The organism is Aminiphilus sp. (genome assembly GCF_029975095.1).
In the GTDB taxonomy this organism is placed as follows: Bacteria; Synergistota; Synergistia; order Synergistales; family Aminiphilaceae; genus Aminiphilus.
The window spans coordinates 1-16,516 of sequence record NZ_JARKPW010000144.1; the positions used below are offsets into that span (position 1 = coordinate 1).

At 63.6% G+C, this 16,516-nt stretch carries 12 protein-coding genes; 6 read left to right on the top strand and 6 right to left on the bottom strand.

Features of this window, described 5'->3' with window-relative positions; translation table 11 throughout:
- Positions 1-232 precede the first annotated feature (232 nt).
- A complete protein-coding gene (locus tag Q1K49_RS08780) occupies positions 233-1,726 on the bottom strand; it encodes a S41 family peptidase (protein ID WP_300525183.1) in 1,494 nt (497 codons plus the stop codon).
- 750 nt (positions 1,727-2,476) lie between these two features.
- Between Q1K49_RS08780 and mgtE the strand changes: the two genes are divergently transcribed.
- The gene (gene mgtE, locus Q1K49_RS08785) at positions 2,477-3,829 is read left to right on the top strand and encodes a magnesium transporter (RefSeq protein WP_300525184.1); all 1,353 of its coding nucleotides are present in this window, start codon (positions 2,477-2,479) and stop codon (positions 3,827-3,829) included.
- Positions 3,830-4,132: 303 nt separating this feature from the next.
- On the opposite strand, the gene Q1K49_RS08790 is transcribed toward mgtE, so the two are convergent.
- Positions 4,133-5,992: an aldehyde ferredoxin oxidoreductase family protein gene (locus tag Q1K49_RS08790; RefSeq protein WP_300525186.1), complete on the bottom strand. Its 1,860-nt coding sequence runs from the start codon at positions 5,990-5,992 to the stop codon at positions 4,133-4,135.
- A 272-nt stretch (positions 5,993-6,264) separates the two neighbouring features.
- Between Q1K49_RS08790 and Q1K49_RS08795 the strand changes: the two genes are divergently transcribed.
- Positions 6,265-7,662: a hypothetical protein gene (locus tag Q1K49_RS08795; RefSeq protein ID WP_300525188.1), complete on the top strand. Its 1,398-nt coding sequence runs from the start codon at positions 6,265-6,267 to the stop codon at positions 7,660-7,662.
- A gap of 48 nt (positions 7,663-7,710) precedes the next feature.
- Here the strand turns inward: Q1K49_RS08795 and Q1K49_RS08800 are convergent, their stop codons facing one another.
- Complete coding sequence (locus tag Q1K49_RS08800) at positions 7,711-8,049, bottom strand: metalloregulator ArsR/SmtB family transcription factor (protein ID WP_300525189.1); 339 nt, start codon at positions 8,047-8,049, stop codon at positions 7,711-7,713.
- 190 nt (positions 8,050-8,239) lie between these two features.
- Between Q1K49_RS08800 and Q1K49_RS08805 the strand changes: the two genes are divergently transcribed.
- The 3 genes from Q1K49_RS08805 (at position 8,240) to Q1K49_RS08815 (ending at position 11,262) form a co-directional block, all read left to right on the top strand.
- On the top strand, positions 8,240-8,527 hold the full coding sequence (locus Q1K49_RS08805) for a muconolactone Delta-isomerase family protein (RefSeq protein WP_300525191.1): 288 nt from the start codon (positions 8,240-8,242) through the stop codon (positions 8,525-8,527).
- Between the two features lie 129 nt (positions 8,528-8,656).
- Positions 8,657-9,781 carry an AI-2E family transporter gene (locus Q1K49_RS08810; protein ID WP_300525193.1) on the top strand — a complete coding sequence of 375 codons (1,125 nt, stop codon included), beginning with the start codon at positions 8,657-8,659 and terminating at the stop codon, positions 9,779-9,781.
- A 131-nt stretch (positions 9,782-9,912) separates the two neighbouring features.
- The gene (locus tag Q1K49_RS08815; RefSeq protein ID WP_300525196.1) at positions 9,913-11,262 is read left to right on the top strand and encodes a hemolysin family protein; all 1,350 of its coding nucleotides are present in this window, start codon (positions 9,913-9,915) and stop codon (positions 11,260-11,262) included.
- Between the two features lie 45 nt (positions 11,263-11,307).
- Here Q1K49_RS08815 and Q1K49_RS08820 read toward each other — a convergent pair whose 3' ends face one another.
- From Q1K49_RS08820 to Q1K49_RS08830, 3 genes are all read right to left on the bottom strand, one after another.
- Positions 11,308-13,347 (bottom strand): diguanylate cyclase, encoded by a 2,040-nt coding sequence (locus tag Q1K49_RS08820; RefSeq protein WP_300525198.1) that lies wholly within the window; start codon positions 13,345-13,347, stop codon positions 11,308-11,310.
- Positions 13,348-13,562: 215 nt separating this feature from the next.
- Positions 13,563-13,721 carry a hypothetical protein gene (locus Q1K49_RS08825; RefSeq protein WP_213693695.1) on the bottom strand — a complete coding sequence of 53 codons (159 nt, stop codon included), beginning with the start codon at positions 13,719-13,721 and terminating at the stop codon, positions 13,563-13,565.
- Between the two features lie 28 nt (positions 13,722-13,749).
- Positions 13,750-15,333: an FAD-dependent oxidoreductase gene (locus tag Q1K49_RS08830; protein WP_300525201.1), complete on the bottom strand. Its 1,584-nt coding sequence runs from the start codon at positions 15,331-15,333 to the stop codon at positions 13,750-13,752.
- A 303-nt stretch (positions 15,334-15,636) separates the two neighbouring features.
- On the opposite strand from Q1K49_RS08830, the gene Q1K49_RS08835 reads away from it, so the two are divergent.
- Positions 15,637-16,516 (top strand): dihydrodipicolinate synthase family protein (locus tag Q1K49_RS08835; RefSeq protein ID WP_300525204.1); only part of this gene is annotated, 880 nt, incomplete at its 3' end.

A 16,516-nucleotide genomic window follows, 5' to 3' on the forward strand; every position in this document is an offset into this window, starting at 1 on the left:
TCCTCAATCCCGGCAAGATCGTCCCCTGGGAGGAGTTTCCGCCGGAGTCGCTTCCGGAAGCACTCATCTGCGGGATGGACGTCTCCTCGCCGGGCGGACGTGCCTGACGTCGCTGCGGAGATGGGTGCGTCATCGCGGGGATACTTGCTTTCTCTTCCACAATGGCACCAAAACGAGAAGGGGAAGCACTATTCCAGCTCACGGAAACCGAGTGGTCCGGCGCGCCTCCGCCTCAACGTGCTGAAACGGTTGCCCCGTTGAGAAAATCGACCGCGTAGCCAAGTTCGACATCTTCGTGTGCGGCATACGCCAGGATGGTCGGGACCGTTTTCGGAATTCGGCGGGTCGGAAGCACTCCGCCGACGCCGTCTCGGCTGTCCAGCCGGATTTGCCCGTCCTGGTCCACGGAGCGCCCGTAGGGGTACGCGATCGTGTAGCCTCCGGGCATGACGATCTCTCCCCCGGCCAGACCGAAGGATCCGTTTGTCCCATGGAAGCCGATGACACATGAAGAAGGCCTCTTCGCAAAGAATGCCGGTGGTCCTTCTCCGGAGCTTTTCGTCCCGGGATTGATCAGTACGGCCACCGGTCCGGAAAAGCACGGCTCTTGCGGTGTGATGTAAAGATCTCCCAGGGAGAGGAAGGTTCCGTCCCGTTTGTCGTACATGACCGGGCTTTCGAAGAATGTTTTCGAGGAAGTGAAAAAACCGCACAGATCTGCCGCGAGCTGGTCAAAACCTCCATAGTTGCCGCGCAAGTCGATGATCACCCCGGGAACGTCGGCTGCGACGAAAGTGCTGACCGCTTCACGAATTCTCCGGTAGATCTTCTCCGGGTAGGCGGACATGTCGTCCAGGTCCGCAAAGGCCCTCAAACGAAGATAGCCGTATCCTTCCGGCAGTATCCGGAAATCCACTTTGCCCGTAAAATCCGGCCGGACCGCGAAATTCAGCAGCGAAAACGTCTTTCCCCCGTCTTCTTCCGCCGTCAGGCCGATCCGCCGGAATTCCGCCGAACCGGGATTCCTGAAAACGATCTCGATGTGGGTGTTCACGGGTGCCCGGACCAGCAATCTCGCCTGTTCCAGCCGGTAATGCTCGGTGGTGGCAATCGAACTCTCGACATTGGGCGAAACGTCGCTCGTGAGCGCCCTGTAAGGAACTCGCCCTATGTCGATTCTTCCTATGGCTTCAACGGCAGGCACGTCTCCCCACCGTGCGATCTCCGCCCCCGCAAGAATTCCAAAGCGGCTTGCCGGCCCGCCCGGAAGCACTGCCGCAACAACGACACGATGATCATCCGTCTCGGCGAGTGCAAGACCGTATCCTCCCCCGATCAGTTCACGGCTTATGGACAAGGGAATCGAAGGATCGCCGGCGGTCAGGCTTATGTGCCCGTCCGGGATCGAGAAAAGGTACTCGTGGAGGTAGCTGTAATAAGCTTTTTCGTCATGGAGCGTCTCGGCATGGCGGATAAGGGGCAGGTAGCGTGCGAAGAGGGTGGACCAGTCGATCCGCTTCCAGTCGGTGAAGGCATATTCCCGGGAAAGCTTGTCGTTCGCCGCCGCAAAGGCCTCCGTCCAACCCAGGTCCGTATAATCGGCCCTGTCCGGGGCGGTGAAGTCCGCCTCAGGTTCCTGTGCGCTTTCAGGGTACGCCTTTGTACTCAGTCCGATAAGAGAGAGAAAAACCACGATCACCGCCACTATGATTTTTCGAAATGTCACTGTCATCTTCCTCCTCACTTTGGTCGTACCAGTGTTGTTTTCTCTCCGTCCGTACGATCTGCCGCATGTTCTCCCCTTTTCCTTAGAAAAGTGGCGAATGCAGCGGTATCGTCAAGGTGCCTGCCGCATCGCTTTCCTTGTGAGGGATCTCCAGGCTGTCTGTTCCGCTCCCTGGAGCATTATCGACGCCGTTTTCGGGCGGAGGATTCGTCTCCTGACATTTCCGGGATGAACATGTCTCCCGCGGTCATTATCTTCTCTTTCGCCGTCCTGTCCAGGGCCGCATGTACTTACACCATCCACGAGAACCACGGATGACTCCTCACCGAAAAGACGGACGGCATCCGGGCCTTGGGTTTCGTGGAAAAAACGGGTATACTGCTTTGGGCGGCTGTTGAAAAGCAAAACAGTTTTTTGTTGTGCGGTCTGGCGTACACAGCGGCGGGTCCACATCTGGAAGGAGTGACGCTTCATGGAAGACGAAAGTTCAAGTCAACGTCCGCAGTGCCGCTTGAAGAACGAAACAGTGCACTGACGCCGCACGGACGTTCCTTTCTCCTGGTCCGGCGGCGCCGGATCGGGAAAGGGGTTCTTTCTCCGCTCGTTTTCTGCCGGTTTTTCCGGCATCCCCCCCTTCTTTGATCCCTGACACGACTGCACTCATCCCGTAGAGGAACGGCTGCCGGTCTTCGGCGCAGCGGTTCCTGTCGTATGCGTTTTCCTGAGGGAGAGCGGGAAAGGAGGGGCGCCATGACGTTGCATATTGACACGGTGTTGTCGGAAGTTGACGCAGCCCTTGAAAATCGCCGTTTCGCGGAGCTCAAAGAGCGTCTGTGTGGTATGGAAGTCGCCGACCTGGCGGATCTTTTGGAAAGCGTCCCCTCCGCCAAGGGATTGCTCCTGTTTCGCCTCCTGCCCAAGGACACGGCCATCGAGGTATTCGAGATGATGGAAGGAGGGCACCGGGAGGAGTTGCTCGCCGCCTTCTCCGACGGGGAAGTGGCGGAGCTTATGGAGAACATGTCCGACGACGACCGGACGGCGCTTTTCGACGAGATGCCCGCCAAGACGGTGAAAAAGCTCCTCCGGCTCCTGTCTCCGGAGGAACGGACCCTGGCGAATCGCCTTCTCGACTATGCCGACGGTACTGCGGGGCGCGTCATGACCCCGGAATATGTGGATCTCCGGGTGCGCATGACCGTGGAGGAGGCCATAGAAAGAATCCGCAGGCTCGCGCCGAGCAAGGAGACGATCTACTCCTGCTTCGTGGTGGACGATACGCGGCGCCTCGTGGGTGTGGTGGAGCTGGAGGAACTTATCCTCGTCCGGGCCGGAACGCCCGTGGAAGAGGTGATGGACGACGCTCCCGTTTCCGTCGCCACCGACACGGACCAGGAGGAGGTCGCCCGAATCCTGTCGAAATACGACAGACAGGCTCTTCCCGTGGTGGACCGCCAGGGGCTTCTCGTGGGGATCGTCACCTGGGACGACGTGCTCGACATCGTGGAGGAGGAGGCTACGGAGGACTTTCACCGCATGGCGGGTATCTCCCCCACGGAGGAGAGCTATCTGGAGACGGGAATCCTCGCGTTGGCGCGGAAGCGACTTACCTGGCTTCTCATCTGCATCGTCACCGAGACCATGACCTCTTCGGTGCTCAAGGGGTACTCCGACGCATTGGAGCGTATGGTGGCACTCGCTTTTTTCATCCCTCTGCTCATCGACACGGGGGGGAACGCGGGGACCCAGGCGGCCACGCTCATGATCCGCGGCATGACCCTCGGTGAGATTCGCAAAAAAGATCTCTTTCGGGTGCTCTCCCGGGAGGTCGTCACAGGGCTGCTCCTCGGAGGTGTGCTGGGGCTCATCGCCCTGATTCGGGTCTCTTTCATGGGGCTTGACGGCGGTGTGGCCCTCACGGTGGCTCTGGCCCTGGTGACGGTGGTATCGCTCGGCAATCTGGCGGGAGTCTGCCTCCCTCTCATCGCCCGGTTGTTTCGAATCGATCCGGCGGTCATGTCCGGCCCTTTCATCACGACCATCGTGGATGTCATCGGCATTATGGTCTATTTCGAGATCGCCCACCTGATTCTCGGCCTCTGACGTGCCCCTTCGCCGCATCCGCCGGGGCGAGGAATGCCTGCGACGTGGTGTGGGGGCCGCGGGTGCGGTGACGAGCCGTTGCATCCGCGACGACCCGGGAGAGAACACGGTTTCTGGGCCGTCGGGACAGCCGCTATGAGTGCCGTTCCGACGTGCGAAGGCCGGAGGCGGAGGGGCGTAAATACGGAAACCCCGGGGAGGATGTGCACTCCTCCCCGGGGTCTTTGCTTCCCCTGCGGAGACGACGCGGGGCCTTTCGTGGTGGTGTTCCCGTTCGGCTCGCTTCGGTCCGGGCGTTCCGCCTCAGACGGTCTCGATCCAGTCGAGGTCGAGCCGGCAGAGGGTCTCCCGTTCGGGCAGGCCCGTCTCCCGGTTCCATCCCATGGCGTTGTAGAAACTGTCCAGGGCGACGGCGAGGTTCACCTTTTCTCCGGCGCCCCGTCCGTCCCGTCCGGGCTCGTCGGTGAAGCGCGCCGGAAGCGAATCGTCCTTGCGGGAGAACCCGAACCGGGCGTTGATGAGGCGCTCCAGGTTGATCACCGCCTCGGCCCGCCGGAGCAGCTCTTCCTTCGAGACGGGACGCCCCAGGGCGCAGCTCAGCAGTTTCGCCCAGGTGGCAGGCTTCACCGCGAGCGTGATGGAGGCGAACAGGCACGTCCCGAGCAGGTTCGTGGCCATGCAGAGTTCCTGGAAGGGTTTGATCCATCCCTTGTTGCCGTCCTCGGTAAAACTGATCTCCCCCAGGATGTCCAGCTCGGGTTCCTTGTAGCCGAAGGCGTCGATGCAGGAAGCATAGGGGCGCAGGTGATCCGCTCCCCGGGGGGAAACGGCGTGGACCACCGCCTCGCCCTTGCTGGCCCGAACGCCGTCGGCGGCCATCTCCAGCCCTTTCACGTGCATGGCGGCCTTTTCCGCGTCCTTGCCGAGGCGCTCGGCGGCACGCTTCACCCCTTCGGCGAGGAGATCCCCCAGTCCTTCCCGGCGGGCGATCTTGGGCACGAGGTCGAGCATTCCCTTCACGTCGCCGAAGGCGAGGGACATGCCCCAGTCGGCCTCCTTCAGGACGCCCGTCTCGAACCACTCCATGGCAGTGGCCACGGCCTGTCCGGCGGAGATCACGTCGAGGCCGAGGTCGTTGGCCCAGTGGTTCGCCGCGGCGATGGCCTCCAGATCGGTGATCTCGCACTTGCTGCCGAAGGCCGCCACGGTCTCGTACTCGGGGCCGCCACCTTCGAGCCCCTCAAAGGGGCCCTTGCGGATGCGGGTGTGCCGTCCGCAGGCGATGGGGCACCCCGAGCAGGCGTAGGGCTTCACCTCCAGCGTTTCATGGTAGGCCTTGTGGCCGAGGAGGGACCGGCTTTCGGGAAACTCGTCCCGCTGCCAGTTCCGGGTGGGGAGGATTCCCAGGATTTCGATGGAGTCGTAGAAGGAGGGGGTGCCGAAGGGATGCAGCTCCTCCCGGACGAAGGTCTCGGCGAAGAGTTCCTCCCGGGCCGCCTTGGCGGCCTCGCGGAGCCCCTCGGGATCGGCGATGGGGAGTGTTTTCGTCCCCCGTACCGCCACGGCCTTGAGTTTTTTGCTCCCCATGACGGCGCCGGGACCGCCCCGTCCGAAGGCACGGTGCTTGTCCGTCATGATCGCGGCAAAGCGGACCAGGTTCTCTCCTGCGGGGCCGATGGAGGCCACCTGCCATCCCGAGCCGTCGAGCCGTGCCTTTACGGCGTCCTCCGTCTCGGCGACGCCCTTCCCCCAGAGGTTCGACGCATCCTCCAGGCGTGCCGTGCCGTCGTCCACGACGAGGATCTTCGGGGACGACGCGGCACCGGTGATCACCAGAAGATCCGCACCGCTCCGCTTGAGCGCCGGGCCGAAGTGTCCTCCGCCGTTGGAGGCTCCCAGCGTGCCTCCCGCAGGCGAGCGGAAGAAAGCCACACACCGTCCGCTGCAGGGCGCGGCTGTTCCGGAAAGCGGTCCTGCGGCGAAGATCAGGGGGTTGTCCGGCCCGAGGGGATCCGGCCCTCCCGCCGCGAGATCCAGAAAGAGCCTTGCCGCGACGCCCTCGCCGCCCACATAGTCCCGGAACCACTCCGCCGGAAGCCCGCGGATCTCCGCCGTGCCGTCGCTCAGATTCACGAACAACGCCTTGCACCAGTTGCCCTTCATGCCTTTTCCCCCTCCTGTGCGGATGTCTCCGCCGGGGAATGCGCGGTCCTCCGGCGGAGCGGAGCCTGTGCAGTGTCATTGTACGCCATCACGAGGGTTTCACTCAACGGTGTCTTCGTGGCGAAGGGGGAAAGAATGGGTTATAATCGGCCTTGCCGAATCGGTGTCCTCGTTTGCCCGCCGAAAGAGGAATCCGCGTCCCTGCGGACCCGGAGCCGGCGGAGTGGATGCGGGTTCCGCAGAAACGCCCGTCTTCGGGAGGAGGAACAGGCATGGATGTTCTGGAGCTCTATCGCATTGCCACGGAACGCGTTCCCGCCTACAGAAGGTTTCTCGGGGAACGGCTCGGCGCCGTTCCCGCCGTCGCCACCCTGGAGGACTTCTCCATCCTGCCCTTCACGGACAAGGGAAGCTACATCAAACGGTACGCTCTTGAGGAGATTTGCCTCGACGGGACGCTCCGGGGCAAACACGTGCTCTGCCGGAGTTCCGGAACCTCCGGAAAGGCTACCTACTGGCCGCAGTTGCCCGAGCAGGAACGTTACGTGGCGGACTATCTCCTGAGCGATCTGGAGGAATCCTTCGTGGTGAGCGTCAATCCCGCGCTGGTGATCGTGGCCCTGGGGCTCGGGTCGTGGATCAGCGGTGAACTCACCACCTGGGGGCTGCGAAACCTGGGGGTCCAGGGGGGAAACATCACCCTCGTCTCGCCGGGACTCAACATGGAAGAGACGGTGGAGATTCTGGAAACCTTCTCTCCCCGCTTCGCCCAGACGGTGATCTACACCTATCCGCCCTTCGCGAAGACGCTTCTCGATCTGGCGGAGCAGAAGGGCATTCCCCTGAAAGAGCTGCGCATCGCCTTCCGCCTCGCCGGAGAAGGCTACTCCGAGATCTTCCGGAGCACGCTGAACCGGCGTATGGGACGGAACGAGGGGGATCTGTCCTCCGTCCTCTCCGGGTACGGCGCCACGGATTTCGGCAGCGCCGGCAAGGAGACGCCTTTGTGTGCGGCCATCAAGCGGCTGCTCTTCGAGAACGACCTTGCGGAAGCGGTGCTGGGGAGACGGGAGATTCCCTCCCTCTGCCAGTACGATCCGGGAAGCCATTTCCTCGAAACGGACCAGGAGGAACTGGTGGTTTCCCGCTACCAGGCGGTTCCTCTGGTGCGGTACCGCACGGGAGACCGGGGTGTTCTTCTTGGATACGACGACCTTCTGGGCCGCCTTGCCGCGGCAGGGGCGGATCCGCTGGCGTTGCTCGAACACCGGGGCATATCGCGCGAGACGGTGCGTCCGCTCCCCTTCGTGCTGGTCTGGGGACGCATCGACGGAGGCGTCACCTTTTTCGGCGCCAATGTCCTCGTCTCTCAGGTGAAGGAAGTGTTCGAGAGCGATCCCGAGCTGGCAAGGCTCTTCACGGGGGATTTCAGCCTCCGCAAGACTGAGGACGACCGGCTCGACCCCGTCCTGGAGATTCTGGTGGAGCCCCGTCACGGCGTCGATCCCGATCTCGGCGCGGCGGCGCGGCTCGTCGCCCGGGGGCTCGAAGAGCGCTCCACGGAGTTCGCCACGGTACGGAAGACCCAGGGGGACAAGGCTCTTCCGCGGTTGGTGCGGGCCCCGTCGGGGTTCTTCGCGGGACACCACAAGATCCGCTACGTTTCCTGAGGAAGGTTTGCCATGTCCGCCTGCGGCGTCGTGTCGCCGGGCGGGCGGTCATTCCGGAGACGTGTCCGGTCCCGGTTCTTTCAGCGTCCGGACTGCCGAGAGCAGTTCGTTCCGGATGGAGTCGTCCAGGCAGGCGAGAAGTCTTCCCAGGCAGCGAAGGTGAAGGGAATAGTAGACGTTGAGTCCCTCCTTGCGGTCCTGGATGACTCCGGCGCTGCGGAGCACCGCGAGGTGCTTGCTGATGGTGGTCCGGTCGAAGGGGAAATCCCCGGCGATCTCGCAGACGCAGCGCTCTCCCTCGATGAGGCGCTCCGCGATGGCGAGGCGCACTGGATGGGCCAGGGCCTTGAAGACGGAACTCTTGCGTTCGAGGAGATAGTCGTTCATAGGATGGACCTCCCGGAAAAAGAATGAGACGGCTGTTTTTCGTGACTTTTGTGGCTATGGTACCACGTGAAGATTCCCGGAGAAAACCGGTGTCGCCCGGCCGGATCCGTTCTGTTTTCCGGGACGGGGTTCGGCGGAATCGGGTGGTCTTGCTCGGCGGCCGTTCCGGAGAGCGGAGGAGGGAGTGCTCATGCGGATTCTGGCGCTTGCAAGGGATGTCCCGGGAACGCACCCCGAGGCGTTTGCGCCCCATCTGGACGCCGAGGCTCTCCGTGCCTGGGAGCTGCATCAGGCGGGACTTCTGCGGGAGATCCACTTCAGAGCTTCCCGGCGGGATGCGGTGTTGCTTTTGGAGTGCGCCGACGAAGCGGAAGCCCGGGATGCCCTCGCCTCACTCCCTCTCGTCAAGGAAGGGCTGATCACCTTCGAGGTAATTCCTCTGGTACCCTACGACGGCTTCGCAAGGCTTTTCCGTTAGCGTTCCGTTACCTGGAAATGGCAGGGCAGCGTGTATAATGATGGTGCCGCAGAGTCGTTCCCGCTCTCGGAAGTGTCCGCGTGGTGCGGGGAGAGTGCGGGGCATCCTCCGGAAGAGGTGTAGTGATCCATGGATCAGCAGGACAAGACGACCCTCCGCCACTTCAAGGTCACGGCGATTCCCTTCGTGGCCATCTTTTCCCTCATTCTCGTTTTCAGCTACATGGTGGCCGTTCCTCTCGCGTCGCCCCTCGCCTGGGCGGCGCTGTTCTCCTTTTTCATGCACCCCCTGCACTCCCTGCTTTCGGAGAGGCTCTTCCGGGGGCGGTTCCGGAACATTGCCGCGGCGCTCGTCACCGGAGCGATTCTCCTGCTCATCGTCATCCCCGGCGTCTTCGCGGGAACCATGCTTGCCCGGGAAGTGCTCCGCAACTACGGGCGCATCCTCGACCTGATGGTCGAGTTCTCCGGTTCCCTTGACGTGGCGGACCTGAAGGCGTTCCTTCCCCAATGGCTCGCTTCCCGCATCGGCCCCCTCGGGGACTATGTGGACTTTCTTCGGGACAATCTGCAGCAGGCGGGGGGATGGACCGCGTCCCGCCTGGCCACCCTTTCCCGTGCGTTTGCCCAGAACGTGTTCGGTCTCGTGTGGCAGCTTGTGGTCATCACCGTGGCCTCCTTTTTCATGACCCGGGACGGCCATCTCATCGTGGAATACATCGAGGCGGTCCTCCCTCTCTCCGAGGAGGAGCGCCATGCGGTGATGAACCGGGCGAGAAAGCTGCTCCGCGCCGTGGTGTACGGCATCACCTTCACCGCAGCGATCCAGGCCGTTCTCGGCGCGACGGGATGGGCCTTCGCGGGGCTTCCCACGCCGCTGCTCTTCGGCATCCTCATGTTTCTCCTCGCCATGATTCCCTTCGTGGGAACGCCTCTCGTCCTCGTTCCCGGATCCCTTTACCTCATCGCCACCGGGGAGATGCGCACGGGGCTGCTTCTCCTCGTCTGGAGTCTCGGCGTGGTGAGCACCGTGGACAACTTCATCCGCCCCCTTTTCATCTCCGAGGGAAGCGGTGCCCACATTCTCATCGTCTTCATCGGCGTCATCGGCGGACTCGCCGCCTGGGGATTTCTGGGAATCTTCCTCGGTCCTCTCGTGATCTCCCTCTTCGTGTTCTTTCTGGACAGCTACCGGCGGATCCTGGAGATTCAGCGGCGCCAGGAGGCGGAGCGCCCTAGGGCGGCGCAGAAGTGAGCCGCCGGATGTGGAGGAATTTGCCCACGGAAAGCGTGCCCGCCCAAGCGCGGGTGTGAACGCCTTTTCCTCGGAACGCGGGACCTGTGCCCTGAAGAAAAGCCATTGAGAACGAGAAGGAGTTGGTGTGGATGGAATCCGATCCTGCGTCTACGGAGTTGTTCCTCGTGGTTCTTCTCATCGCTTTGAACGGATTGTTCGCCATGACGGAGATCGCCGTGATCACATCCCGGAAAGCGCGCCTGGAACAGCGGGCCGCGGGGGGAGACACGGGTGCCCGGAAAGCCCTGGAAATCGGCGAAGATCCGACGCATTTGCTGTCGGCGATCCAGGTGGGGATCACCCTCGTGGGTATTCTGACGGGATATGTGGGGGGCGCCTCCCTGTCGAAGGCGCTTGCGCCCTTTCTGCGGGATCTGCCCTTCCTGGGGGCCTACGCGAGGCCCGTGGCCACGGTGCTGGTGGTGGCGCTCATCGCCTACGCGACGCTCGTCTTCGGTGAACTCGTTCCCAAGCGCATCGCCCTCAACGCGCCGGAGCGGCTCGCCTCTCTTCTCGCCCGTCCCATGTGGTTCTTCTCCCGCATCACGCTCCCGGCGGTGACTTTTCTCAGTGTCTCCACAAAGACGGTGCTTCGTCTCTTCGGCGCGGGAGACGCGCCGGAACACGGTGTGACCGAAGAGGAGATCCGTCTGGTCCTCGCCGAGGGAACGGCGAGCGGCGCCGTGGAGGCGGAGGAGAAGGATCTCATCGAGCGCATCATCGACCTGGGGGAACGCACGGTCGGTCGGGTCATGACCCCACGGACCCGGGTCGTCTGGATCGACGTGGAGGAACCGGGTGCGGAGACCTTCGATCTGATTCTCCAGAGCGGCTATTCACGCTTTCCCGTCTGCGCGGGCAACCTCGACAAGGTGCTCGGAGTCGTGCACGTGAAGGACGTTCTTCGCTCCGAGATGGGGCGGGACAGCTTCGATCCGTCGAAGGTGCTGCGGAACACGCTTTTCGTTCCCCAGCACGCGAGTTTTTTCGACGTGCTGGAACGCTTCAAAGCCTCACGCATTCACGAGGCGGTGGTCATCGACGAATACGGCGGGGTCTCGGGCTTCGTTACGGTGCACGACATCACCGAGGAGATCGTGGGAGACCTCCCCTCGGCGCACGAGGCGGACGAGCCGAAGATCGTCTCCCGGGGGGACGGCGTCTGGCTCGTGGACGGCCTGCTCCCCGTGGAGGAGCTGAAGCGGCACTTCGCTCTGGGAAAGCTGCCCGACGAGGAGGAGGGGCTCTATCAGACCGTGGGCGGGTTCGTGGTGGCCTTTCTCGGGTCCATTCCTTCCGAGACGGATGCTTTCGAGTGGCGGGGATGGCGCTTCGAGGTGGTGGACATGGACGGCATGCGGGTGGACAAGGTGATGCTCACCCTCGTTCCCCCCGCCGAGGAGGACGAAGAGGAACAGAGGGCTGCCCAGGGATCCTGAACAGATGTTCCCGATGTTCCCGGCTTTGCCGAGAAGCGCCTGCGGTCAGCGTTCCGCCTCCACGCGGTTCCGTCCCAGGCGCTTCGCTTTGTACATGGCCTGGTCCGCCCTGTCGAGAAGGGTGTCGAGAGTGTCCTTTTCCTGCCGTTCCGCCACACCCACGCTTACGGTGACGGCGAGGAGTTCCTCCCCGGAGAGGATGATCTCCGAGTGTTCCACGGCGGTCCGGAGACGCTCCGCGGCGATGAGGGCCGCATCGAGAGGCGTTTCGGGAAGCAGTGCGGCGAACTCTTCTCCGCCGTAGCGGCCGAGCAGGTCGATGGTCCGAAGCTCCCTCCGGAAGATCCCTGCCACGGCCCGGAGAACCTCGTCCCCGGCACGGTGGCCGAATCGGTCGTTGACGCGCTTGAAATGATCCAGGTCGAACATGAGCGCCGAAAGCGTGCGTTCGTAGCGGAGTGTTCTGGTGAACTCCCTTTCCCCCTGTGTGAAGAAGTGACGCCGGTTGTCGATGCCCGTGAGGGGGTCCGTGACGGCGAGCTGCTCCATTTCCCCGAAGAGACGGACGTTTTCCAGGGCCATCGCCACCTGGGAAGCGAGGGTGCGAAAAATGTGGAGGTCGTGCTCGTCGTAGGCGCCCGGTTCTGCGCTGCGCACCCGCATGGTTCCCAGAACACGGTCGCCGAAGAGAAGCGGCACGTGCATGTGCGATTCCGGTCGATCCGAGACGGAGGTGTGTCGCCCGGTTCGTTCGAGAAAGGCGTCGATCTCTCCCCTGTTTCGGAAGAGCAGCGCCTCTTTGGTGGCGATGACGTGTCCCGTGATGCCGTCCTCCAGGGGGTGGCTGACCGAGAGTTCCGGGGTCCCCGGGGCGGAAACATACTGCGGTTCCCAGGTTTTTGTGACATCGTTGTAGATGGAGAGCACCAGCGACCTGGCGTCAAGAAGGCGGGAGACCTGCTCCCGGATGGTGTCCAGGAGTGTTGTCAGGTCGGTCTTCGGTGACGCCAGCGCCATCGCTGCGGAGGTGAGCGCCTCTGCGGTGTCCCTGGCGCGGTGCAGTTCCGTGATGTCGTGGAGAACCACGAGAGTGCCCATCTCCTGTCCCTGCTCGTCCGCAAGCGGCGAGGAGACGAGGTGGAACCACTGACGATCCTTGAGTTCTCCCAAAGGGAACTCGCTTCGGAGCGGTTTGCCGTTGCCGCTTCCCAGAATTGCGTTCCAGGGCGGCGGAAGATCCCGGGCGACTGCGCCGAGGAGTGTCGAGCGCGGCAGGCCGACGCGGTTTTCCGCGGCGCGGTTCACGAAGGCGAGGCGATGGGCCTCGTCCAGCACGAACACGGGGTCGTTCATGATCTCCATAACTGCCTCCCGGGCTACGGGTGCCAGTTCGAAAGGACGGTAGCGGTGGAGGGAGAGGGCCACCAGAATGCCCGTGAGGGCGAGCAGTGGCGGGGTGAGGTTGATTCCGGGAACCAGTCGGATGCCCAGGTTGAAGAGCGCGTCCGTGACGATCGCGAGGAAGGCTCCCGCGAGAACCAGTACCGCGTTGCCCCGGAAACGGGAGGGGACATCCTGGAGATTGCGCAGCAGCAGCGACAGTGACCAGAGGAGGATGCCGTAGAAGTAGGTGATGCGAAACCAGAACCAGGGGCCGCTGTGATAGAGCAGCGCTCCTCCGCTGCTGTCGGTGACGAGATGGAAGTTGTTCCGAACGAGGAGGGCGAAGAGGCGCGGGTCGGCGCAGAAGAGGATGTCGAGGGCGGGGACGAGCAGAAACCACCAGATGCGACGACGGGAAAGCAGTTCGGGCCGGTTGAGGAAACGCACCGTCATGAGAAACCAGGGCAATGGGAGGAAGGTGAGCAGGGGAAGGCGAAGGCGCATCCAGAAAAGCTTTTCCCCCAGCCCGACGGAGACGATGCCCAGGGCGTACAGCGCGGTCCAGAGGGCGGCGGTGAACATGAAAACCGAGAACGGTGCGGCAGCGCGGTTTTGCCCCGCGTGTCCGACGCCGTAGAGGGCGAGAAAGAGAAACGCGATGGCGGAGATCCAGAGCGGCGTAACGTAGACGGTGTGCTCCATCCGTGGAATCTCCCTTCCGCATGAGCCGGGTCCCTTTCGCATCCGGCGCTTCTTTTCCCGCCGGGGCTGTCGAAAGAAGGATGCACCGCTCTCCCGGGGTGGGGCCCTTTTTCGGAGGCCGACGAAACCCCGGAGGTCATTTGTAAAAGTTCATATTTTCAAAAAGCAGCACTATTGTACACGTTTCACTCTTCCCCTTCCAGCGAGGGAACACCTTACTTGCGTGAGGGTTTTTTCGGCGGCGGGCAGGGGCCCAGGCCACATTCCGGGCAGCCGCGACCGCATCCCCGGGGTTTGGTGCGCCGCCTGCCGAGCCACGTGGTGCCGAGCAAAAGCAGCAGTGCAAAGGCGAGAAGGAGAAGAGGCCGCATCATCGCTCGCCTCCTTGCCGCGCCGGGGTGCTCATGACCGATCCTTTTTCTCCTGCCGACCGGTGTGTTCCGACCCGAAACGCATGCCGATCCATCGGGAGAGAAGTCCCCGGAGTCCCGCGGTAAGACGCTGTCGGTTCGCGAGATTCGCGGCCCTGCCGATTGCTCCGGCTTGGGTGGGGTAGGGAAACGGAACGCTGTCGAGCTTGCGGAGTCCCATTCCGGCAGCCATGGCCGTGGCGATGATGCCGATGCTCTCCCCCGCGTGGGCGGACACGAGGGTCGCGCCGAGGATGGTGTCGCTCTCGGAGCGGAGCAGGATCTTGAGAAATCCCTCGGGCTCTCCCTCGATGAGCGCCCGGTCCACCTCGGCAAGGGGGACGCGGAGTACGGTTGCGGCAATGCCTGCTCGGGCGGCCTCCTCCTCGGTCAGTCCCACCGTGGCGATCTCCGGATCGGTGAAGGTGCACCGCGGAACCGGGACGGAACTCCACCGGCGCTTCACGGGAAAGAAGGCGTTCTGCAGGGCGATATGGGCCGAGGCTTCCGCGGCGGCGGTGTATTTCGTGTCGAGGCAGCAGTCTCCCGCGGCGAAGACCGCCTCGTTGGAGGTTCGCAGATGATCGTCCACACGGATGCCGCCGGCGGGGTCGAAGGCGACGAGGCCCGTGTCGAGGTTCATGCGGCTCAGATCGGGAACGCGCCCCGTGGCGGCCAGGATTTTTTCCGCGTGGAGCGTCTCGTCTCCCTCGGGGCGCTGGAGGGAGAGGGTTGTCCCGTCCCGGTGGAGCCTGGAGGAACGAATCTCCGTGAAGGGCAGCAGGCGCACACCCTGTCGGACGAGGTGGGCGCCGAGAAAATCACCCACCTCCCGGTCCTCTCGGGGAAGCAGGCGATTTCCGCGGAGGAGCAGGGAGACCTCGCAGCCGAGCCGGGCAAACGCCAGAGCCATTTCGCATCCCATGGGACCGCCCCCCAGGATGGCGAGCGACGCGGGAAGGCGCTCCAGTTCGAAGAGCGTCTCGTTGGTGAGATACTCCGCCTCGGAGAGCCCCGGAATCGCCGGCTTCGCGGGGCGGGCGCCCACGGCGAGAAGCGCCCGCCGGAAGTGAAGCGACGCGTCTCCCGTGGTCAGGCACGCATGGGACAGGAATCGGGCGTCCCCGAAGAAGACGTCCACGCCCTGCTCCCGCAAGCGGTGGGCGCTGTCGTTTTCCGCGAGGTCGGCCCGGATCTCCCGGACGCGCCGCATGACCTCCGCCGGGTCGGGAAGATCGTCCGCGTCCGGATGCCGGAGCGGCCATTGCCGCCGCATGGCGGCGGCCTTCGCGAGGCGGCACACGGCCTTGGAGGGAACGCACCCCGCGTTGAGACGGTCGCCCCCCAGACGGCGGCGCTCCACGAGGGCCACGCGAAATCCCAGCGTGGCGGCGCTTGTCGCGGCCACGAGCCCGGCCGTACCGCCTCCCACGACGACCAGGTGGTAAAAGGGCGCCGGATCGGGATTCTTCCACTCTTCGGGGCGCACATGCTGCAGAAGTCGCCGCGTCGGGGCGTCCTCGGACGTGTGCGTCTGATCCGGCGGGGTTGTCGTGAAGGGGGGTGGTGCGACCATCGGTCTTCCTCCTTTGCCGTTTGAAGTTAATTCGATTGTACCCCATTTTTTAGGGAAGGCGCAATGCCGATGTGATGACGCGAAAAAGGGAAAACTTTCGGAACGAGGCGGTGAACGGTTCCTTCCCGACGGAAAGGCGAAAATCGGTGCGGCGAAAGAAATGTGGCTGTGTTTCCGGGGAGTTTCCGGCCACGTCGGACCGACGGGAGAACGCTTCGGTTCCCGAGGGCTTCCCGGCACCCGTCTTTGTTGTAAAGAAAGGGATGATAGAATGGCCGAAAATCGGATGCGAGGAGGACCATCATGACAGAGCGTTCGGCTTCGTCTCATGCTCATGCATGCGCGGCACCAACCGACCAGGACCGTTTTTCCGGCATTTTCCTTCCCATTCCCACCCCCTTTCGCCGCGACGAGGAGCTGGATCTCCCCGCGCTGGAGGAAAACCTTTCCCGGTGGTGCGCCACGGGAATCCGCGGCTTTGCCGTGATGGGATCCACGGGGGAATTTCCAGCCCTGTCGCGGGAGGAGAAAGGAACGCTCCTCGCCGCGGTGGCGGGCAAGGTGGCGGGGAAAAAGATCCTTCTTGCGGGAACGGGGTGCGAATCCCTTCGGGAGACGCTCCTTTTGAGCCGGGAAGCCGCGGCCCTCGGGTACGACGCGCTTCTCGTCCTGCCTCCCCACTACTACAAGAACAGCATGACCGACGCGGCGCTGGAGCGCTATTTTCTCGATGTGGCGGACATGGCCCCCCTGCCGCTCTTTCTCTACAACATGCCCGCCAACACGGGGATCAACCTTTCGCCGGCCCTCACGGTGCGTCTTGCGGCGCATTCCAACGTGGCGGGCATCAAGGACAGCACCTTCAGCGCATCTCAGCTCGCGGCCATCGCCGCGGAAATGCCGAAGGACTTTTGTCTCTTCGCCGGGCGGGGGAGCATGCTGCTTGCCACGCTGCTCCTCGGGGGCCGGGGCGGAACGCTCACCGTGGCGAACGTCGCGCCGGAGTTCTGCGTTGCCCTCTACGAGGCCTGGTGCGCCGGCGATCTGGAGCGCGCCCGGCGGATGCAGTTCAGCCTGCTCCCCCTCAACGAGGCGGTGACGGTTCGTTTCGGTCCCGCGGGGATCAAGGCCGCGCTGGATCTCGCGGGATACCGGGGCGGTCCCTGCCGCAAACCCCTCCTGC